This is a genomic window from Micavibrio aeruginosavorus (assembly GCF_051245535.1).
Lineage (GTDB): Bacteria > Pseudomonadota > Alphaproteobacteria > Micavibrionales > Micavibrionaceae > Micavibrio > Micavibrio aeruginosavorus_D.
In genome coordinates, this window is record NZ_CP195303.1 from 732565 (window position 1) to 752485 (window position 19921).

19 protein-coding genes are annotated in these 19921 nt (G+C 55.9%); 3 read left to right on the plus strand and 16 right to left on the minus strand.

Annotated elements, in window-relative coordinates:
- Nucleotides 1–26 precede the first annotated feature (26 nt).
- From ACSC94_RS03655 to ACSC94_RS03720, 14 genes are all read right to left on the minus strand, one after another.
- Complete coding sequence (locus ACSC94_RS03655) at nucleotides 27–1229, minus strand: murein hydrolase activator EnvC family protein (RefSeq protein ID WP_435641707.1); 1203 nt, start codon at nucleotides 1227–1229, stop codon at nucleotides 27–29.
- A 19-nt stretch (nucleotides 1230–1248) separates the two neighbouring features.
- On the minus strand, nucleotides 1249–1695 hold the full coding sequence (locus tag ACSC94_RS03660) for a 23S rRNA (pseudouridine(1915)-N(3))-methyltransferase RlmH (protein WP_435641708.1): 447 nt from the start codon (nucleotides 1693–1695) through the stop codon (nucleotides 1249–1251).
- Between the two features lie 68 nt (nucleotides 1696–1763).
- On the minus strand, nucleotides 1764–2168 hold the full coding sequence (gene rsfS / locus ACSC94_RS03665; protein WP_435642145.1) for a ribosome silencing factor: 405 nt from the start codon (nucleotides 2166–2168) through the stop codon (nucleotides 1764–1766).
- Nucleotides 2169–2439: 271 nt separating this feature from the next.
- A complete protein-coding gene (locus ACSC94_RS03670; protein WP_435641709.1) occupies nucleotides 2440–3057 on the minus strand; it encodes a nicotinate-nucleotide adenylyltransferase in 618 nt (205 codons plus the stop codon).
- Between the two features lie 122 nt (nucleotides 3058–3179).
- Nucleotides 3180–3674 carry a F0F1 ATP synthase subunit B family protein gene (locus tag ACSC94_RS03675; protein WP_435641710.1) on the minus strand — a complete coding sequence of 165 codons (495 nt, stop codon included), beginning with the start codon at nucleotides 3672–3674 and terminating at the stop codon, nucleotides 3180–3182.
- 11 nt (nucleotides 3675–3685) lie between these two features.
- Nucleotides 3686–4339, minus strand: a complete 654-nt coding sequence (locus ACSC94_RS03680; RefSeq protein ID WP_435641711.1) for a F0F1 ATP synthase subunit B family protein — start codon at nucleotides 4337–4339, stop codon at nucleotides 3686–3688.
- A gap of 52 nt (nucleotides 4340–4391) precedes the next feature.
- Nucleotides 4392–4616 carry an ATP synthase subunit C family protein gene (locus ACSC94_RS03685; RefSeq protein ID WP_435641712.1) on the minus strand — a complete coding sequence of 75 codons (225 nt, stop codon included), beginning with the start codon at nucleotides 4614–4616 and terminating at the stop codon, nucleotides 4392–4394.
- 68 nt (nucleotides 4617–4684) lie between these two features.
- Nucleotides 4685–5434 (minus strand): F0F1 ATP synthase subunit A, encoded by a 750-nt coding sequence (locus tag ACSC94_RS03690; protein ID WP_435641713.1) that lies wholly within the window; start codon nucleotides 5432–5434, stop codon nucleotides 4685–4687.
- Between the two features lie 44 nt (nucleotides 5435–5478).
- On the minus strand, nucleotides 5479–5856 hold the full coding sequence (locus ACSC94_RS03695) for an AtpZ/AtpI family protein (protein WP_435641714.1): 378 nt from the start codon (nucleotides 5854–5856) through the stop codon (nucleotides 5479–5481).
- Entirely contained in the window at nucleotides 5853–9326 is a 3474-nt protein-coding gene (gene smc / locus ACSC94_RS03700) for a chromosome segregation protein SMC (protein WP_435641715.1), read from the minus strand. The genes ACSC94_RS03695 and smc overlap by 4 nt, the downstream gene beginning before the upstream one ends.
- A 48-nt stretch (nucleotides 9327–9374) precedes the next feature.
- Nucleotides 9375–10124 (minus strand): DsbA family protein, encoded by a 750-nt coding sequence (locus tag ACSC94_RS03705; protein ID WP_435641716.1) that lies wholly within the window; start codon nucleotides 10122–10124, stop codon nucleotides 9375–9377.
- Nucleotides 10125–10411: 287 nt separating this feature from the next.
- Entirely contained in the window at nucleotides 10412–13285 is a 2874-nt protein-coding gene (locus ACSC94_RS03710; protein WP_435641717.1) for a nicotinate-nucleotide--dimethylbenzimidazole phosphoribosyltransferase, read from the minus strand.
- 66 nt (nucleotides 13286–13351) lie between these two features.
- Complete coding sequence (locus tag ACSC94_RS03715) at nucleotides 13352–14155, minus strand: inositol monophosphatase family protein (protein ID WP_435641718.1); 804 nt, start codon at nucleotides 14153–14155, stop codon at nucleotides 13352–13354.
- Nucleotides 14156–14255: 100 nt separating this feature from the next.
- Nucleotides 14256–14741, minus strand: coding sequence for a DUF721 domain-containing protein (locus ACSC94_RS03720; protein ID WP_435641719.1), 486 nt, complete (start codon nucleotides 14739–14741; stop codon nucleotides 14256–14258).
- On the opposite strand from ACSC94_RS03720, the gene mutY reads away from it, so the two are divergent.
- Both mutY and ACSC94_RS03730 read left to right on the plus strand, forming a co-directional pair.
- Nucleotides 14740–15876: an A/G-specific adenine glycosylase gene (gene mutY, locus ACSC94_RS03725; protein ID WP_435641720.1), complete on the plus strand. Its 1137-nt coding sequence runs from the start codon at nucleotides 14740–14742 to the stop codon at nucleotides 15874–15876. The genes ACSC94_RS03720 and mutY overlap by 2 nt on opposite strands.
- Before the next feature lie 49 nt (nucleotides 15877–15925).
- On the plus strand, nucleotides 15926–16906 hold the full coding sequence (locus ACSC94_RS03730) for a DUF4852 domain-containing protein (RefSeq protein ID WP_435641721.1): 981 nt from the start codon (nucleotides 15926–15928) through the stop codon (nucleotides 16904–16906).
- Between the two features lie 11 nt (nucleotides 16907–16917).
- Here ACSC94_RS03730 and ACSC94_RS03735 read toward each other — a convergent pair whose 3' ends face one another.
- Together ACSC94_RS03735 and ACSC94_RS03740 are read right to left on the minus strand one after the other, a co-directional pair.
- A complete protein-coding gene (locus ACSC94_RS03735) occupies nucleotides 16918–18000 on the minus strand; it encodes a site-specific DNA-methyltransferase (protein ID WP_435642146.1) in 1083 nt (360 codons plus the stop codon).
- A gap of 300 nt (nucleotides 18001–18300) precedes the next feature.
- Entirely contained in the window at nucleotides 18301–18918 is a 618-nt protein-coding gene (locus tag ACSC94_RS03740; RefSeq protein ID WP_435641722.1) for a ribonuclease HII, read from the minus strand.
- A gap of 191 nt (nucleotides 18919–19109) precedes the next feature.
- Between ACSC94_RS03740 and ACSC94_RS03745 the strand changes: the two genes are divergently transcribed.
- On the plus strand, nucleotides 19110–19913 hold the full coding sequence (locus ACSC94_RS03745) for a hypothetical protein (protein WP_435641723.1): 804 nt from the start codon (nucleotides 19110–19112) through the stop codon (nucleotides 19911–19913).
- Nucleotides 19914–19921 lie beyond the last annotated feature (8 nt).

Consider the following 19921-nt stretch of genomic DNA (forward strand, 5'->3'; position numbering starts at 1 on the left):
CCTTTTCAATGTGTTTAACTTAAGGCTTAGCTGAGGCCCGGAATTTTTCGGGACGGATCAACGGGTTTGCCATCATGGCGCAATTCGTAATACAGCGTGCCGGAGCCCCCAGAGCCCATGGATCCAACAGGTTCCCCGGCGTTCAAACGGCGCCCGACCACTGTATCAATTCTGGACATTCCTGCAACCAGACTGTGGTACCCTTTCTGGTGTTCGATAATGACCATATTACCGTAATTTTTGAATTGCCCGGTGAAGCGGACAATGCCGCCCATGGGGGCCGAAACGATGGCGCCGGGGCGGGTTTTCAATTTCAAACCTTCGCTTTTCGCACCGATATTATCGTTTTGTCCGAAATGGACCAGAACGGTACCGCTGGCGGGCATACGCCCGTCGCCTGCTTTTGGTAAATCGGGTTCATTTTTACGGAAAGGCTTTGTGGGGTTGGCTTTGGCCTGCGCGGTGCGCTGTGCGGCGGCGCGTTTTTCGGCCTGCGCAATTTTACCCATCAAATCCTGCAGGCTTTGGGCTTCGGCGGCCATACGGGTCACGGCTTCGGCCTGATCCTTGTAATCGCTCTGGCTCTGGCGATACAGCGCTTCGCGTTTCCCGAGCAGGGTTTTCAATTTGGCCTGTTTGCCCTTCAAATCGGCGGAGGCATCTTGTGCGGCCTTGCGGTCTTTTTCCAATGACGTGCGCAAATCTTCCAGACGGTTCAAATCGGCGGTGACCGTTTCAACGCGCGTGTTGATGGCGGGCAGGATGCCTTGCAATAACATCGCACTCTGTGCGGTTTCCAATGGCGCGCCGGGACGCATGATCAATGTTTCGGTGGGAACGCGACGAATGCGTTGCAGGGCCAGGATCAATTCTGAAATCGACCCGTAATCTTTTTCCAGACGGGATGTCAGGGAATCTTTTTCCGTCTGTAATTTTTTGATCCGCGTTTCAATCGTGGTCATGGCGCTTTCGGCGGCCTGGACCTCGGCGGTCAGCTTGCTCATCTCATTCCGGGTGGATTGCAAATCCCCTTCGGCGGATTGTGCTTTTTCTTTCATCGCGTCCGCACGCGCTTCTTCCTGTTTCAGGCGCGCGTTGAGTTGGTCCAGCGCTTCGGCCTTGCGCCCCGGCATGGGCGCGGGTTCGCTGCGTGCGGGCAGGGGGGCCGCAACGGACAAAAACAAAAGGACCATAACGGTCCCGGTGATGTGCTTCATAAGGCGGATCATCAAGGGTACTTTTTCCGGGTCAGGATTCCCGGTGATAGGGGTGCCCGGCAATAATCTGCTGGGCCCGGTAAATCTGTTCGATCAGCATAACGCGGACCAGCATGTGGGGCCAAGTCTGAACACCGAAAGAAAGCAGGAAATCCGCAGATTTTCGCAGTTCATCCGACAATCCATCCGCACCACCGATGATAAAGCGGATTTTGGTGGTGCCTTCTGCCGACAGGCCTTCCAGCTTGCGGGAGAAATCCAGACTGCGCAGGGCTTTGCCGCGTTCGTCCAGCATGATGGTATAGGTGCCATCACGGGTGATTTTTTCGGAAATTTTGCGATGTTCGTCGGCGGTGGATTTGCCGTCCAGCTCGATCAGGTTGATCTTCCAGCTACACCGTTTTGCGTAATCAGCCCACAAGGCCGCAAACGGATCTTGCTTCATGCGCCCGACGGCAATGATATCAATATGGAACATATGCGCGCACACACGCCCGGCAGGCGGGCTGCTTATTTTTATGAATATAACCGGCGGCTGGTTTTAGATCAGCGCGCGGTGACCAGCGGGCTGCTTACGCCGCTGATTTGTGGTGTCGGTGTTGACCGCCACATTTTTTCGATGTTGTAGAAGCTGCGCACTTCCGGGCGGAACACGTGAACGATCACGTCCAGCGCATCAACAACGACCCAGTCGCCTTGCTTTTCGCCTTCCATCCGCACATCGTTGTGGCCAACACCCTTCAGACGTTCGCGCAATTTCTCACACGCCGCGGCAACGTGGCGTGAAGATGTGCCCGAGGCAACGATCATATAATCGGCGATCGCGGTCTGGTTACGCAGGTCAATGACTTCGATGTCCTGGATCTTGTCACTATCCAGAGATTCAACAATCAGATCCCGCAGGGATTCCGGACTTTCTAGTCCATTTTCATAGTGTTTTAAAATGTACAGCCTCCTATGGGTTTATGTGAACAGCACCATAATAAAAAACGCCCGGGCGCGCAATCGGCTCCGCGCGTTCGGGCGTTATTTTGTACCATGGCACATATGTACAGCAGGGTGTTTGATGACCTTCGCAAGCGTCAGCAACCCTCCTGTCCATATAGAGATGCAAAATGTGCTTTTCTCATACCCCCATTATAGGACGGATCGGGCAAAGCGTGCAAACCAAAGGTAAGAATTTGCTTGATGCAGTGCATTAAGTGTCTGAAATAACTTATTGTTATTCTGTGTTATTTCGAATTTGTGTGGAGGACAGATCGACCATCCGCGTGTGTAATAAATAGAACCGGTTGCGGGGCGCCAGCGGAGCCGCGGTTGCAGAATCGGGCACGGTCCGGTTCCGCACCGGCAAACGGCGCAACGGGGCCCGTTTGACCAGATCCAGCGCCGGGGGCCGGGCCACATGGGCCGTGGCGACCAATTCGGGAATATCCCGCCAATGCCGCCATGTATGGATGGTTTGCACAATATCAAACCCGGTCAGCAGGACGAAATCAGTCCGTTTAAACCGGGTTTTCAGCATATCCAGCGTATCTATGGTCCGGGTCAGGCCCAGATCGCCTTCCAACCCGCACACCAGCATTCTGGGGTGTTGGGCGGTCATGGCGCGGCAGGCGGCAATGCGCGCGGCATAGTCCATCGTATCGCCATTGGATTTATAGGGGTTTTGCGGCGTGACCATCCACCAGACATAATCCAGCTTCAGAGCCGCCAGCGCCACGCGTGCATTATGGATATGTCCGGCATGAGGCGGATTGAACGACCCGCCCAATAACCCAATCCGCAGACCCGCCCAGCGGGGACCGTCCAGCAGATGCGGTTCGGTGATATAGGACATTTGCCGTCTGATTCCTGTCGTGGCCAATGATGTGGAAATTTACCGTGTGTGAGGACTGAATACCAATGAAAAAACGGCGCGGAATAACCCGCGCCGTTTTTAGAAACTTGATAATGCCAGTCTTAATTCATATTGGACGGCAGGGTTCTGATCGCTTGGTCGATCAGCTTGGCATTGCCCGCATCATCCAGACGGTTGGCAATGATTTCCGCAGTAGCCTTTACAGCCAGTTCGGACGCATAGGCGCGAATTTCGGCCTTGGCACTGTCTTCCATCCGTTTCAGGCGGTCGGCCAGTTGCTTTTCCTTGCGGTCAATCATTTCGTTCAATTCGGCTTCGGCCGTTTTGCGGATTTCCGTCGCGTGGTTGCGCGAGTTCGCAATGATGGCTTCGGCTTCGTTCTGGGCATCGCGCTGTTTGCGCTGATACTGGGCCAGCAGTTCCTGTGCTTCGACGCGCAGTGTTTCGGCGGTTTCAATATCGGTGCGGATTTGTGCAATCCGGCCATCCAGCTTGGCGAACAGCGCGGCTTTGCCAGCCTTGAATGCCAGTCCTACAAACAGGGCGAAGGACAGCAGAACCCAGAAACCGGTATCGTTCAGCAATGTTTCAATCATGGCGTGGTCCCTTACGCGGCTTCTGCCAGTTTGTTGACGACCGTTTTGGCCTGATCAATGTTGGTTTCGATCCCGACGAGTTTCTTCGCGGCGGCTGCGGCGACTTCGGCGGCGATCGTGTTCATTTCGTCCATTGCGGACTGTTTCCCGGCGTTCAGGCGGGTATCCAGCGCGGCAATTTCACGGTCGGCTTTTTCACGGGCGGCGTTCAACGCGGCATCAAAGTTGGATTTGATTCCGGTTTCGGTTTCCGTGCTGATCCGTGCGGCTTCTGCGCGGGCGTGGTTCAGGCTGGCCTCATAGGCGGCTTGAACGGCTTCGGCTTCGTCCGTCAGACGTTGGGCGGTGTTACGGTCGCCCGCAACATGTTCGTTCCGGTTTTCGATGACGCTGGAAATCTTTGGCAGAACCCGGCGTGCGAAAATCAGGTACAGAATAGCGAAGGTCAACAGCATCCAGAAAATCTGGCTGCTGAAAGATGAGGGATCGAACTGTGGCAGTCCGCCACCGCCGCCATGGTCCGCACCGTGAGCAGCAGCATCTGCTGCCCCGTGGGCAACATCGGCAGCAAAAACGCGCTGGATACCAAACATCATTGCACAGGCGAAAGCCATTGCGGCGGTGCCCAGCATCCAGATCATTTTTTCAAGCAGGGTACGTTGCATACAAGTTCGATCCCTTATCAGAGTCCTTTAAACGCAGATCAATTATTCGGTATTAGCCGAACAGGATGATCAGCGAGATCAGCAGTGCGAAAATTGCCAGAGCTTCGGTCAGAGCGAAGGTCAGGAAGAATTTCTTGTCCAGCAGCTCGGAAGCGCCCGGGTTACGGCCTACAGCTTCGTTATAGGAGGAAAAGATCAGACCCAGACCAACACCAACACCGATAATCGGCATCAGAGCAATAGCGGCGGCGATCAGTTTTGCGGCTTCGAGTTCCATAGTCAGGTCTTCCTTCTTCTTGGTTTTACGTTGGTTAGTGTAGGTTCAAATACCCGTTGGGCCCGCCCTTAGTGGTGCAGGTCAACGGTATCCTTCAGATAGATGCAGCTCAGCACCGTAAAGACGTAGGCGTGGATGAGTGCGATCATCAATTCGAATGCGGTCAGGATGGTGTTGAACGCCAGCGGGAGCAGGCCAGGCACCAAGCCCTTGGCCCCCAGAGCGGCGAACATGGCCACGCTGAAACCAGCGAACACTTTCAGCATCAAGTGACCAGCCATCATGTTTGCGAACAAACGGACAGACAGGGTCACCGGGCGGATCAGGAACGAGATCAATTCAATTGGAATGATCAGCGGGAACAGCCAGACCGGCACGCCCGGCGGCACGAACAGCGAGAAGAAATGCATGCCGTGACGCGCAACGCCCAGAACCAGAACGGTGAAGAAAATCACCAGAGCCAGTGCGGCGGTTACGATCAAATGGCTGGTGTACGTAAAGGAATACGGAACCAGACCCAGCAGGTTGCCCATGAGGACGACCATAAACAATGTGAAGATCAGCGGGAAATATTGACGGCCAGCGGTGCCGATATTTTCACGGACCATTCCGGCGATGAATTCATACATCATTTCGGCCATGGCTTGCGCACGGCTGGGGACCAGCGATTTGCGCTTCATGCTCATGGTCAGGAAGACGGTGGACAACACCGCACCGATCACCATCCATAAAGATGAGTTCGTAAAGGACAGATCGATCCCGCCGATTTCAATTGGAATAATCGGGGTTACGACAAACTGGTGAAGCGGATCAGCCACGGTTCAAACTCTCCGGTCCCTAAAGGGGGTTACTGTTAGGCGATTCAGTCTTTTTCCGCGGGCTTTTTAGCCGTTTTTTCGTCCTGATGCAACCTTGCAAATCCAACGGACGACCCGGCGTTCTGGGTAATGCGGTAAACTTCCCAAAAACCGGTGAAAATCCCGGCCAAAAGGAAGATAATCAGGAAAACTGGCTTGGTTTCCAGCCATTTATCCAGACCCCAGCCAATCAGCCCCCCGGCGACCATGCAGGTGACCAGTTCGGCCCCGGCGCGGACGCCGTTGCTCATATTATCGGCATCTTTGCGAATCCCGGCCTGGCGGGCTGATTCCGCGTCATCCTTGGCCTTCATATCGGCCAGGGTGTCGGACAGGGCTTTCAGCCGTTCGTGGTCGGGCTCGTTGCGGTTATCGTTGCTCACGCTGCTTCATCCAGGAAGTCGAGCTGTTTATTCAAGTCGACGGACACCAGTTGCGATACACCGCGTTCGGCCATGGTCACCCCGTACAAACGGTCCATCCGCGCCATGGTCAGGCGATGGTGGGTGATCAGGATGAAGCGGGTTTCGCCCTTGGCGGCGAATTCGGTCAACACGTCACAGAAACGATCGACGTTGGCATCGTCCAGCGGGGCGTCCACCTCGTCCAGTACGCAGATCGGTGACGGGTTCGTCATAAAGATCGCGAAGATCAACGCCGTGGCCGTCAAGGTCTGCTCACCACCCGACAGCAGAGTCAGGGATTGCAAAACCTTACCCGGCGGCTGGGCGAAGATTTCCAGACCGGCTTGCAGCGGGTCATCGGCTTCGACCAAGGACAAGTGCGCACTGCCACCACCGAACAGGCGGGTGAACATTTGCTGGAAGTACGTGTTTACTTCGTTGAACGCGGTGTTCAGGCGTTCACGCGCTTCCTTGTTCAGCGTGTTGATGGCGGACCGCAATTCGTCGATGGCTTGCGCCAGATCGTCGCGTTCCTTCAGCATGTTGCCCAGTTCGGTTTCCAGCTCTTCGGCCTCAACATCGGCGCGCAGATTGACCGGGCCAATCATGTCGCGGTCGCGGACAGCTTTTTCGCGTTCGTGACGCAATTGCTCCAGAACCGGCGGGCTGTCCGGATTGATTTCGGCATGGGCGGAGAGTTCTTCCGGTGACATGTCGAATTGATCGCGGATCTGCTGAATGATCGTTTCGATCTGTTGCTGACGCGCGGCGACGGTGGCCTGTGCGTGGGCACGGCGTTCTTTCGCTTCGGTCAGTTCGTTCTCAGATGCTTTCAGCGCTTTATTTGTATCGTTCAAATCGGATTCAGCGGCGGCCAGCTGGTCGCTGATGACGCTTTTTTCCGATTCAATTTCGGCGATACGGGACAGCAGGCGTTCCTTGATGTCGCGGATTTCGCCCGGGCGCTGTTGCAGGGATTCAATTTTCTGCGTCAGCGTTTGTTCACGTTCGCTCAGTTCCGCCAGACGCTCGGTCGCACGGGCGCAACGGTTTTGCAGGGAGGTGCGTTCATATTCGATCGCCTGCAAACGGGAGGCGCGGCGGGCATGTTCTTGACGCACCTGTTCCAGTTCACGAATGGCGTCGTGCATGGATTCACGCGCGGTGGCCAGTTCGGCACGCAGGGTTTCAATTTCTTCCTGCTGCGCGGCCATGGCCACTTCGTCGAATGTGTCCAGTTCACGGGCGTTTTCGGCGACGCGTTGTTCCAAGGCTTCGGAATCGATCCGGGCCTGAGACAAAGCTTCTTCCAGTTTCGCCAGTTCGGCCTGCAACGCGGATTGGGATTCAATCGCGCGGTTCAATTCCGAACGCTTGATACGAATATCCTGATCCGTGGATTGCAGGGTGTTTTGTGTTTCGCGGCGTTCGGTTTGCAGCGTTTCGACTTTCGCCTGAACATCTTCAAACGCGATTTTCGCGGCGGCCAGTTCGGCTTCCAGCGCCGGAACCATCACGACCAGTTCGGCCAGACGGTTTTTCTGTTTCAACTGAATCGCGTGACGATCGGCGGCGGTGGCCTTCATATACAAGCCGTCCCAACGCCAGTATGCACCGTCACGGGAGACGAGGGCCTGACCCGGTTTCAGTTGCTGGCTGACGCGGTGGCCTTCGTCTTCATTTTCAACGACACCGATTTGCGACAGGGCCAGTTTAATGGCACCCGGGGCCTTAATGCGCGGCTCCAGTGCAGACATACCAGCGGGCAGGGCGGGCATGTCGGTTACGTTACGTGTTTTCCAGACAACGGGCGCGCCTTCGTCCAGCGAGGCCATCAACGCATCGCCAAGGGCTTTGGACAAAGCGGTTTCGAACCCTTCATCAACGCTGATATCTTCCAGAATCGGTTTGAAATTGCCCTCGGCATAGGCCTCAACAATTTCGGTCAGCGTTGCGATTTCGGCGTCCAGCTTGCCTTTTTCGCGTTGCTTCTGTTGGAAGGTTTCGCGTGTGGTATCCAGTTTGGAACGGGATTCCGTCAGGTTGCTTTCCAGCGATTGCATCGCGGCGCGCAGCGTTTCGGCTGTTTTCTCCAGAATTTCCAGCGCTTCACGCAACGGCGTGGCTTGATCGCCAGCACGCAGCGTTTCCTGTTTTTCAGCCAACTGGGTTTCAACGCGGGCCAGACGGTCACGCAGTTGTTCCAGACGGTTGCGGTCCGTATTGATCTGGTTTTCCAGGCTTTGACGGCGGGCGCGGACATCGGCGAATTGTTCGGTCAGCGTTTGCAGTTTTTCTTCCAGACGGCTGACTTCTGCATTGCGCGCATCTTTCTGCGCTTCTTTTTCCTGCAGCTTTGCGCCTTCATTTTCATGATCGGCTTTCAGCGTGGCTTCTTCGGCATCCAGACGCTCGATGATCGTGGTGTTTTCGGTCAGCGTCGTGGTTTCGTGCGCGTGGTCCAGTTGGGCTTGGTCCAGTTGCGCCTTGGATTCACGGATTTCGTTGGACAGGCGCTGCTCTTCGTCTTCCAGACGTTGCAAAGCCAGCTTCTGCGTCTGCAGGGAGGCCGCAAATTCAGCGTCTTTCATGCGCAGGTCAGGCAGGTCTTGCGACTGGCTGTTTTGCGTTTCGGTCAGGCCAGTCACGACCAGCAGGCGTTCAGCCACAAGGCTTTCCGCCTCGCCATACACGCGTTCAATATCGCGCAACTGGGCATAGGCGTTGCGGTAATCCAGCGTGGCAATCATCACTTCCAGCTGGCGGATCTGGGTGGCCAGTGTGCGATATTTGCTGGCCTGACGCGCTTGTTTTTTCAGGCTGTTCAGGCGCGTATCCATGCCGCCCAGAACGTCTTCAACGCGTTTCAAATTGTTGTCGGTGGCGCGCAGGCGCAGTTCGGCCTCGTGACGGCGGGCATACAGACCCGTGATCCCGGCGGCTTCTTCCAGCAGAACGCGGCGTTCGGCCGGTTTTGCGGTGATCATCTGGGTCATCTTGCCCTGAGAAATCAGGAACGGGGATGACGCGCCGGACATCATGTCCGCGTACAGCAATTGCACATCGCGGGCGCGCATCGGCTTGCCGTTGATTTTATAGCTGGACCCGTGGTCGCGCTCGATACGGCGGACGACTTCGATCTCGTCGCAATCGGCATATTGCGGCGGGGCGGAACGGTCGGTGTTGTCCAGAATAACGGTGACTTCGGCAAAGGAACGGCGCGGGCGGGATGCGGTGCCGTTGAAAATAACGTCTTCCATGCTGCCGGACCCGCCGCGCATGCGTTTGGACGATGTTTCACCCATGGACCAGCGAATGGCTTCGACCAGGTTGGATTTACCGCAACCGTTCGGGCCAACAACACCGGTCAGCCCCTGAACGATATCAACGTCGGTTTTTTCAACGAAGGATTTAAAGCCGTTCATACGGACGCGTTTAAAATGAACCATGGGCCTGTTCTTTCCGTTTTTACAAAAACTGTTTTGTTACGCTGATTATTATTTATTCAGCTCTTCAATCTTGCTGGCAAAGCTGTCGATGGCTTGCGCCCCGGTCATGCTGTCGGCCCCGTCATTGAAAATGAAGCTGGGGGTCGAACTCACCTGATATTTATCGGCCTTTTTCTGCATCGTGTCGGCAATGTGCTGTTTCAGCTTGTCATTGGCCAGGCAGGCATCAAAGGTTTCATCGCTCATCCCGGCCAATTTCGCGCTCTGGCGCAGGACTTTGGTCGGGTCTTGGCTGAAGGCCCATTGTTCCTGCGTTTTAAACAGCAGGCCGAGGAAGGTGAAATAACGCTCACCCGGCATGCAACGGGCAATCATGGAGGCCTGCAACGCCGGAGCGTTCAACGGGAAGTCGGTGAAGGTGAAATACACGACACCCGTGTCGATGAATTTTTCTTTCAGGGCCGCGAATGTATCATTGTGGAAGTGCGCACAATGGCTGCAGGTCAGGGACGCGAACTCTTCCAGTTTCACCGGAGCATCCGGGTTGCCCAGCGTGCGCGGCGCGAACGGGTCGCTGCTGACGTCGTATGTTTTGGATTCTACTTTTGCGGCGGCAACGTCTTCGGTACCTGCGGCGGCCGGGGCCACTTCGGTCAGGTCGGTAATCACATCGCTTTCAGCGGTGATGGACGTGTCCACATTGCTCATCTTGTTTTTGAACAAGGCAAAGGATCCGCCCGCCAGAACAACAGCAGCCAGAATCAGAACCACGAAGAGAGTCTTGTTATTGACGGTCATTGTGTGCGCCCCATAACGCGTGACAGCCCCGGCTAAGGGTTTGCCATAAAAGTTGCCATCGATGTGTAAACAGGAATGGCCCTAAAATCAAGGTTTATGACCAATTTGTCAATGAATCCGCGCCTTTTGGATGTGTTTATCCACAATTGAAGGGGGGTGGCTGGGGCGGTTTTTCCCCCCTATGTACGGCATCCCCGTGAAAACGGGGATCCATTGGATTTGGTCGCCCATCACCATGGATTCCCGCTTTCGCGGGAATGGCAATATTTTGATTTATTATCAGTGGGTTAGTTCTGCTCTGCGCCAACCACGACCATATCGACACGGTCCGTTTCCGGGCTGTCCGGGTTCACACCCAGAGCGCGGACGTCCATGCGGGACGGGTCGATGCCGTTCGCCATCATCCACGCCCGTACATTCAGGGCGCGGGACAGGGAGGTCCGGCGGGACCCCGACTGGCTGTTATCAACCGGGCTGGCAAAGGCCACGATCTGGACGCGCAGGTCGGCATTATCCTTCATCCGGGTCAGCAGGTCGCCCATGGTTTCGGCCAGCACGTCATCCGAAACGGTGCCCACGCCCTTGTCGTAGGACAGGCTGACGGGGGAGGTTTCGCTGGTAACGGCGGCGGCTGGAACGTCTTCGGTCACAGACTCTTCGGCGCTGTCGCCCTTGGCGGCGGGCTCAATGGTGTTGAGTGCGGCGCTGTCTTCGGCGGTAACCGTTTCAGCAACGACGTTTTCCGCAAACGGTTTACGCCCCGGGCGCGGTGCGTCCGGGCGTTCCGCCGATACCATGGCGGTTTCTTCGATTTGCGTATCCGTGATGGCTTCGGTGCGTTTCTGCGCAGGCTCTTCCGTCGCCGGTTCTGGCTCGTTCACAACGGGCGGGCGCGGGGGCACGGCCAATGTGCGCGGCTTTTGCACGGGGGCTTCGGTTGTAACGGGTGCTTCGGACGTGACGAGGGGCTGTTCAGTGTCCGACTCAACGGTCGCTTCGTTCTGGGCCAGTTCAATGGCTTCACGCTCTGCGGCGGCTTCTTTTTCGCGCTCTTTCGGGCGGAAGATGAAACCACGTTGCACCACGGGCATCTGGTCATACGCCGTGCCATACGGGCGGGCGGAATTGTTTTTGATCATCGATCCGGTGCCGGCGGCTGTTTCGATGTTGTTCAGGGCCACAGCGATATCTTCTGCCGACATGTCGACAACCTGACGCGCCAGCGGGTCACTGCCCAGATCGGCAACGCTTAAGGTCGGGGCCGGAACGGCGCCGCCGCTGTACGATGCGGTGACCTTATAGGTCGGGGTGTTTGTTTCTTCAGCAACAACGTCCGCATCGTCCCCACGTGTGGCGACACGATACACTTCGCCAGCCTGATAGGTGCGGCGGGCGCGTTCAACAAATTCAATCGAGGCGTTCTGGATCGCCGGGCGGCGTCCCGGAACCGGGGCATTGACCGCAATTTTTTCGGCGGGCTCTTCGACGGGTTCCTCGGCGGCGGTAATAACCGCTGCATCATCAGCACCGTCATCTGTTGCTACAGATTCTTGTTCGCCTGCGGCCGGGGCAATGGCGGCCATATCGGCGGCGCTATCATCCACGAGATCTTCTTCAACTTTGGCTGTAACCGCCGGTTTTTCTGCCGGAATTGGTGCGTTCTTTGCGATTTTCTGAACTTTGATAACGCGTGTTTTAATCGGTTCCGCTTTTTCCGCGATGATCTCTTCCGGTTGCTCTTCTGCGTCCGGCGCTTTGCTCAGAATAATCGGCGCGGGTTTGGCCTCTTCCGGCTCAACAATCTTTTCGGCGACAATTTTCGGTGCCGGGGTTTCTTCAACCGCTTTTTCGGTTTCTTTTACGGCCACGGCGGCAACCACGGGCGCTTCCGGTTTTTTCTCCGGTGCGGGTGTTTGTTCTTGCGCCGGCGCTGCGGCCACGGTTGCAACGGGTGATGCCGGAACCGGCGGAACGGACGGGTCAGCCGATTGAACTTTGGACAACGTAATCGTATCGGACGCAATGCGGCCCGTCTGCATCAACACGCGGTCAATGCCCGGCGCATCGGTTTTACCCTTCATGCTGATCGGGAATGATGTGGTCGCGCCAACATCCGGTGCGCGGGGCGCATTGGCGGGCATGCTTTCGATTTGTGCGATAACTTTTTCGGCTTCCGGCGGCAGCGGTGGTGGCTCGGCCTTCACGACTTCCGGTGCGGGTTTGCGCACGGGGGCATTTTGCGGCTTTGGTGCAATGATGGCCGTGTATCCATCGGGGTTTTTGCTGACCGTTCCCTGTTTCGGGGCGCTGGCCGCAACGACCACATCGCGGATTTCAACCTTTTGTTTTTGCGCCAATTGCTGCGGGGCGGGTGCCGATATGGGCTTCGACGGAACCGTCTTCACAACTGGTTCAGACGGCGCAACGGCGACCGTTTCAGTTTTTGGTGTTTCAATCTTGGCGGCCGCAATTTTCGGCGCCGGGGCTTGCACCGGAACACGGACCGGAGCGGGTGCAATGACAGGCTTTTGTTGCGCTTGTGCGGCCACAGGTTCCGGCGCCGTCAGCATGCCGGAGAACGCGGCGCTTTTTGTGGTTTTAGCAGGGTGTGTTTCCGATGAAATTTCAATCGTTGCCGGTGCATCCATAATCGGCGCAACGGGTTTCGGTTGCGCCAGTTTCTGAACCGGTTTTTGAACCGTTTTTTGAATGGGCGCAGGCTGGGGCGCTGCATCACCACTCAACACACCCAGATCAATTTCCACCCCATCAGTACGCGGAGCCGGAATATTGCGGATATTGGTTGTCGGCGGAACGGCGGCCACGGCGCGAACGTGTTGTTCTTTGACGGGTTTTTGTTCAACCGGTTTTGCTGCTCCCGATAAAACCGCGCCAACATTGCTGGGCACGGCAATAGCTGGGCCCGTCATAGACGGGCCTGTCAGTGACATGGGGGCTTTTGTCGCAGGTGCGGCGGCGGCTGGGGCTTTCGCTTTTGGCGCAGCCACAGGGCCTGATTGCATCTGTTCAAAAGCCTGCATCGTCAATTCGTCGGCAGACAGGGCGTTATCGGCCGCCATGGCGTGCGAACCATACCCGACCGTGCCGAGGGCGATGGCTGTCCCCGTCATCAGTGTCAGTATGGTGCGCGATAATGTCATGGCGGTATTCCCTGTAAAAAATTTATTCTTTTATGCCGTCTTTAAACAAGAGTGGAATGCGGCGCGTTATTCGTTCGCCGCATTCGCCAAAATTTTGCGCAGTGTTTCAAACAGCGAGTCATTGGTGGCCAGAACATCGCCGTCATAAATCGGGTTGCCCTTGCCGGGATTTTTGATCGTGCCAATGAAACCACCGGCTTCCTTGACGATCAATGCGCCAGCGGCAACATCCCACGGCTTCAGATCGGCTTCCCAATAGCCTTCGAACCGTCCGGCGGCGACATAGGCCAGATCCAGCGAAGCGGCCCCGTTGCGGCGGAAACCAGCCGTTTGCGACAAAATGGCGTTCAATTGACGCATATAGGTCGGGCGATCACCACGGGTCAGAGCCGGGGCCCCGCCAGCAATAACCGACAGCGTCAGATCACGACGGCCAGACACGCGCAGGCGTTTGTTGCGGACGAACGCACCGCCGCCTTTTTCCGCGCGGAACATTTCGTCCTTGATCGGGTCATAAATAATCCCGGCGACGATTTCACCGCGTGTTTCCAAGCCGATTGAAATGGCCCAGTGCGGCAGACCGTGCAGGAAGTTGTTGGTGCCATCCAGCGGGTCGATAATGAAACGGTTTTCACCGTCACGGCCTTTAACCTCGCCGCTTTCTTCCATCAGGAAGGAAAAGTCCGGGCGGGCTTTGGACAGTTCTTCGTAAATAATGGATTCAGCGCGACGGTCGGCGGCGGACACGAAATCAGCCGGGCCTTTCATCGACACTTGCAATTGTTCGACTTCGCCAAAATCGCGAAGCAGGGAACGGGCCGCTTTTTCTGCAGCCCGGAGCATGACATTGACGTTTGGCGATAGGGCCATGGTTTTACTCTCTTTGTATCTGTCTGGTAATGAGAACGAGGTTTGTCCCTGTTACGTTTTTTGTCTGCTCTCGTATTTCGATAAGTCGGATTCTTATACCCTAGGTTTGGCGGTCTTGTAAAATCGAAGTTCCAAGCCGGGCCAGCCGTTCTTTTATGTCAGGATCTTCTACTTTTTCAAGGAGTTGATTGAGTTCGAGGTGCTGGGTCGCCGACAAGGGTTTGCGGGGACGCAGGGCAGAGGCGCGTTTCTTCATATCCTGCTCGCTCACCACCAAGGGGACGAAGCGGATGGCGGCCACCAATTGTTCGCCAAAAATCTGGTTAATTCGCTCTAGAATCAAGTCCTTACGGTAATGGAGCAGGGTGGCATCGGCCGACCCGGCGGCGATGTCCAGCGAGACTTCGGCGTGCTTCTGGTTGGGCACTTTCCGGAATCGCAATTCAGCGGGATGGCAACGATCGGCCACATCCGCGCCGACAATGTCGGCCCAGTGCGTGACAAGGCGGCCCAGCATGATATATTTCCGGCTGAAAATTTTGCCGGTCACCTTGGGGATCGCTTCTGAAAGCTGACGGAGACTCATGCCATCGACTATGCCGATCCAGCGCCCTTCGCACAAGAAAAAGGAAAGGGCCCAAACTGACCTTTTCCGGGCGCAAATGCTGGCCTGGTACGATACTCATGCGCGGGTTCTGCCATGGCGCGCAAAGCCCGGTTTTACGGCAAATCCGTATCATGTATGGCTGTCCGAAGTGATGTTGCAACAGACCACGGTTCAGGCGGTTATCCCCTATTTCGGAAAATTTGTGGATAAGTGGCCGACCGTTCATGATCTGGCAATGGCTCCGTCGGAAGAGGTCATGACCGCTTGGGCGGGTCTTGGGTACTATGCGCGGGCCAGAAATTTGCATAAATGCGCCCAGGTTGTTTCACGTGAAAACAAAGGGAAATTTCCTAACGCATTGGAAAAATTAAAAAAACTTCCCGGCATTGGCGATTACACGGCGGCGGCGATTGCGGCCATTGCCTTTGACCGGCCTGCGACGGTCATTGATGGAAACGTGGACCGGGTGATCAGCCGATACTACGCCGTGACCGACCCATTGCCCGGATCAAAGCCGGAAATCCGCGCTTTGGCCGCTGGATTGGCCGAGGGTCGCACAGATCGTCCGGGGGATTTTGCCCAATCGATGATGGATTTGGGGGCGACCATCTGCATCCCGAAAAACCCGCGCTGTGATTTATGCCCGGTGCGGGATGGGTGTGCGGGCCGGGCGCAGGGCATTGCGGCGGATTTACCCGCCAAAGCGCCAAAGAAGGCCCAGCCGCAACGTTGGGGCCTGATTTACTGGATTACCAATCCTGCGGGGGATGCGGTGTTGCTGGAACGGCGTCCGGATACCGGGATGCTGGGCGGCATGGTTGGTCTGCCCACTACGGAATGGGCCGATCGCCCGGTGCCCAAGGGGCGGAAAAAGCCCGATATTAGCGATTATGTCACCGACCGGTATCCGGGGCTGGAACGGGTGCGGGATAATCCCGGCGCGATCCGCCATACCTTTACCCATTTCGATCTGGATCTGATCGGGGTGGCGTGCCGGGCCAAAAAGGGCTTTGCCCCGGAGCCCGGCCAATTCTGGCATACGCTGGCCGCATTGTCAGAAATCGGATTTCCAACTGTGTTTAAAAAATTCGTAAATCTTTGTATTCTAAAATAATTCTGTCATCCTTGGCGGGGTGTGCAGGTTTTTAGAGGGGATTTATAGAATGTTTTTTCAAAACTCTGATGTGAGTATGCGGACCCGCCTGTGCGTGATCCCGACATTGATGGTGATGGCGCTGGTTGGGGTCTCGCCCAAGGCCGTGATGGCGCAGGATGCGGTCGTAGATGCTGCTCCGGTTGCTGATCCGCTGATGGGTGATGATGGCAAGCTGAAGCCGATCACGGATCAATATATTGAGATGAGCATTGAGAATTTGTCCAAGATGTATTGGGCGCTTGGGTTGCCCAGTCTGGACCGTGAGGCGGATATTGATACTTATCTGCTGATCAATGAATGCGACATGTATCGCAAATTTTATCACAACGATTTTGAATGGCAGGAAATTCGCCGGGTAACGCGCGATGCCATCCAAAAAAGTCTGGGGACCTATCCGCAGAAATTTGAAGTGATTATGCCCCTTTATCTGGACCGTTATGATCTGGGGACTGAACGTTTCCTGATCCAGCCAGATTCACAGTTTGTGGGGGTTACGCGTCTGGATACACGCTATAATGCGACAAATGAAGAGATTTGCGGTTCCAAAAGGATGCTTGAAAACTATCCGCGAAATCTTGTTCTGAATTTTACATCCCCCTTTAATCTAAAGGATATTCCTGTAAAGCCCGAAGTGGCGGAATTTTATATGCAGGAAGCCATGCGGCAGTATGAAGGGTTGCCACCGAAACTGAAAATGGCGGCGTATGAACGCGTCGCCTTTGTGCGGCTAAAGGTGTCGATGTTGCAATTCAAAGAATTCAGACGCGTCGGCCAGGGGCCGTTGAAAGGCGTGTTCTTCTCCCAGATTGACGGCTATGAAATTTTCGCCGATCAGGACAAGCGTCTGCTGATGTATTCCGAAGACTTCTCCAATGGCCGGATTAAACGTCGCCGGGTCGGACCTGACGGCGTTATGGCGGAAGATACGGGGCCCATCATTCCATCGGACGAAAAGTCACTTTTAAGCCCGACGAGACTGGAACAGTAACCTTTAAAAGGTTACTGCAATGTCCTTGCCTCGGTGCCCGCCGCGTCCGGGCGCTTGGCCAGTTCCGTGCGCAGTTTCTGGCGCAAATTGTCGATGGGTTGGTAATTCTTGCCATCACGGTAATGCCAATAGGTCCAGCCGTTGCAGGACGGCGCGCCTTGGGCTGCGGCGCCCATGCGGTGGATGGATCCGCGCTGCTGGCCGCCTTCGGGTGTGTCGGTGACAAGGTTGCCGTCCGCGCCGACCTTGGCCGTGATTTCATGTTTTGAATCGGTCAAAACCGCCCCGGGTTTCAGCAAGCCACGTTCAATCAACCAGCCAAACGGGATCCGTTGTTCCTCGCGCTTGGACACGGTTTGCAGCAAATCATTGTCGATTTCGGCCTTGGTTTCGGCAATGCGCTTGGTCGCGGCCTTGATATAGGAATCCTCACGATCAATGCCGATCCAGTTGCGTTTCATCTTTTTCGCCACGGCGCCTGTGGTGCCGGTGCCAAAGAATGGGTCCAAAACCGTATCGCCCGGCAGGGTCGAGGCCATCAGTACGCGGTAGAGCAGGGCTTCCGGTTTCTGGGTCGGGTGGGCTTTTTCGCCGTTATCATCCTTCAACCGTTCGCCGCCCGTGCACAGCGGCAGGAACCAGTCGCTGCGCATTTGCACGTCTTCGTTCAAGGCTTTCATGGCGTCATAGTTAAAGCGGTATTTGGATTTTTCGGATTTGGCGGCCCAGATTAGGGTTTCGTGCGCGTTGGTAAAGCGGCGGCCGCGGAAATTGGGCATCGGGTTGGCCTTGCGCCAGACAATGTCGTTCAGCACCCAGAACCCCAGATCCTGCAGGATCGCGCCCAGGCGGAAGATGTTGTGATAGCTGCCAATGACCCAGATTGACCCGTCATCGGTCAGCAAATCGCGCGCAGCCGAGAGCCAGTCTCTTGTGAAATCATCGTAAGCTTTCAGGCTAGAGAATTGATCCCAATGGTCATCACAGGCATCGACCTTGGAATTGTCCGGGCGATGCAATTCGCCCCCCAATTGCAGGTTATAAGGCGGATCGGCAAAGATCATATCCACCGACCCCTTGGGCAAAGACCGCATCACCGCCGCGCAATCACCCTTTTGAATGGTGTTCAGGGGCAAAATACCGTTTGATTCCAATGGCTTTTTTGTTGTTTTTGCCTTGGTGACCGAGGTTTTTGTAGTGGTTTTGCCGGTGGTTTTCTTCGGAGCCATGATTGTGCCTGTTCTGTGGATAAGTAATCCCAGAATCATGAATCATTGGCGATTCCCCGTCAACACTTAAATTCGATTCAATGTGTAGAGTCAGTGCGTTATGGGTGAGTCTTGAGTCCAAAACAAAAGAAGAACGGAGTCAGATTTCCGTGGTTTTTGAGTCCGTTAGCGGGCCGCGCCAGCAACCTTTTTAATCGGCGCAAAACTTTGCCGGTGATGGGGGGTGATACCATGTTCGGCGATGGCGGCCATGTGAATGGCCGTGCCATAGCCCGCATTCTTGCTCCAGCCATAGACCGGGTATTGGGTGCATAGGCTCTCCATGATCCGGTCCCGTGTGACCTTCGCCAGAATGCTGGCGGCGGCGATGGAGCGGCTTAAGGAATCTCCCTTTACCACCGTCTGGATGGTGCAGGGGAGTTTGGGTTTCTGGTTCCCATCGACCAAGGCTTTCCAGCCTGGCTGCCCTCCGGCCACCTCAAACGCCTTGGTCATGGCGTGCAGGCTGGCGCGCAGGATGTTCATCTGGTCAATTTCATCGACGCTGGCCTCGGCAATGCCGCAGACGCAATGGGTGAGGATCAGGTCGAACAGGGCATCGCGCTTCTTGGCGGTCAGCTTTTTACTGTCATTCACCCCGGCCCAGAAATCCAGATTACGGGCGGCGGGCGGGACATGGACACAGGCCGCCACAACCGGGCCAGCCAGCGGGCCGCGCCCGGCTTCGTCCAGCCCGCATACGGGGCCGTTGAAACCGTCTTCCAGATCGAATGAACAGGACATAAGGTGTTTTTTAATGGGGGGCCGATGGTTTGAACAGACATCAACGCTGCGTCATCCCCCGGTTTATCCGGGGGATCCATGGATTGCCCGGATAAACCGGGCAATGACGCGGTTGTGGTTTTGGGGATTTTTCTTGCCCCCTGTGGATAGGGCTGGCATGGTCGATTTTCTGTTTTCATAAGGTTTAATTGATGACCCTGAACACACGCCCCTTTACCATTCCCGATGCCTTGTTGCGCGATCTTGCCGCCGCTAAGGGCGAGGGTATGACCGCGATCCTGCATGACCATGCCGGAGCGTTGGGGGATTATGATGCGGTGAAGGGATGGTATAAACGTCTGTCCCGGGAATTTAACTGGGTCGGCGCGACGCTGATGTTCAATGTGGTGAAGGATTACCACGACCGGGAAATGGCCGGGGATATGCGGTACCGCCAAACCATCACCATGAAGGATGGCGTGCCCGCAGCCTATAGCCGTTTTCTGCATCTGTCCCGTGACACGCAAACCCGCCGGATGGATTGTACGAAGGTGGAAGAAACCATCATCGCCGATCCGGCCGATTTGCGTGATTTATCGTTGTTCCGGTTTATGTATGACGACATCACCGCCGCATCCGCCGCCATGGGCCGGGCGCGGGTGATTACTGAACTGGGCGTTGGGTTGGCGCAACGCAAATTCCGCGTGATGGCCAAACAGGCCGCACAAGGGGATGCGCGGGCGCAATCTCTGCTTAATCGCGACTGGATTGCGGTGACGTTGAAATTCGTTGAACGGATGGGGTTTACACCCACGGACGTGATCGTGCCGGATACGGATTCGCCCGATGCCACACCGCAAATTCGCATTTCGCGTGAAACTGGCGTAGGCGCACCGCTCCCTCTGGCACCTTATGTCGCGGATAAGCGTATTTGTGTGCCGTATGATGGCGGGCGTGGATTGGATGTGTTGCGGGATTATTTGCAAACACAACGGCTCAGCGCGAATACTTTTTAAAACCACAG

Bases quoted from the DNA above. Each gene is read 5' to 3' on its own strand.
- ACSC94_RS03735 (WP_435642146.1), bottom strand. From the start codon at position 18,000: ATGCGGTCTTTGCCCAAGGGGTCGGTGGATATGATCTTTGCCGATCCG.
- ACSC94_RS03675 (WP_435641710.1), bottom strand. From the start codon at position 3,674: ATGATTGAAACATTGCTGAACGATACCGGTTTCTGGGTTCTGCTGTCC.
- ACSC94_RS03715 (WP_435641718.1), bottom strand. From the start codon at position 14,155: ATGGCCCTATCGCCAAACGTCAATGTCATGCTCCGGGCTGCAGAAAAA.
- ACSC94_RS03685 (WP_435641712.1), bottom strand. From the start codon at position 4,616: ATGGAACTCGAAGCCGCAAAACTGATCGCCGCCGCTATTGCTCTGATG.
- ACSC94_RS03660 (WP_435641708.1), bottom strand. From the start codon at position 1,695: ATGTTCCATATTGATATCATTGCCGTCGGGCGCATGAAGCAAGATCCG.
- ACSC94_RS03710 (WP_435641717.1), bottom strand. From the start codon at position 13,285: ATGACATTATCGCGCACCATACTGACACTGATGACGGGGACAGCCATC.
- ACSC94_RS03680 (WP_435641711.1), bottom strand. From the start codon at position 4,339: ATGCAACGTACCCTGCTTGAAAAAATGATCTGGATGCTGGGCACCGCC.
- ACSC94_RS03655 (WP_435641707.1), bottom strand. From the start codon at position 1,229: ATGATCCGCCTTATGAAGCACATCACCGGGACCGTTATGGTCCTTTTG.
- ACSC94_RS03670 (WP_435641709.1), bottom strand. From the start codon at position 3,057: ATGTCCTATATCACCGAACCGCATCTGCTGGACGGTCCCCGCTGGGCG.
- mutY (WP_435641720.1), top strand. From the start codon at position 14,740: ATGCCATCGACTATGCCGATCCAGCGCCCTTCGCACAAGAAAAAGGAA.
- ACSC94_RS03745 (WP_435641723.1), top strand. From the start codon at position 19,110: ATGACCCTGAACACACGCCCCTTTACCATTCCCGATGCCTTGTTGCGC.
- ACSC94_RS03705 (WP_435641716.1), bottom strand. From the start codon at position 10,124: ATGACCGTCAATAACAAGACTCTCTTCGTGGTTCTGATTCTGGCTGCT.
- ACSC94_RS03720 (WP_435641719.1), bottom strand. From the start codon at position 14,741: ATGAGTCTCCGTCAGCTTTCAGAAGCGATCCCCAAGGTGACCGGCAAA.
- ACSC94_RS03740 (WP_435641722.1), bottom strand. From the start codon at position 18,918: ATGTCCTGTTCATTCGATCTGGAAGACGGTTTCAACGGCCCCGTATGC.
- ACSC94_RS03730 (WP_435641721.1), top strand. From the start codon at position 15,926: ATGTTTTTTCAAAACTCTGATGTGAGTATGCGGACCCGCCTGTGCGTG.
- smc (WP_435641715.1), bottom strand. From the start codon at position 9,326: ATGGTTCATTTTAAACGCGTCCGTATGAACGGCTTTAAATCCTTCGTT.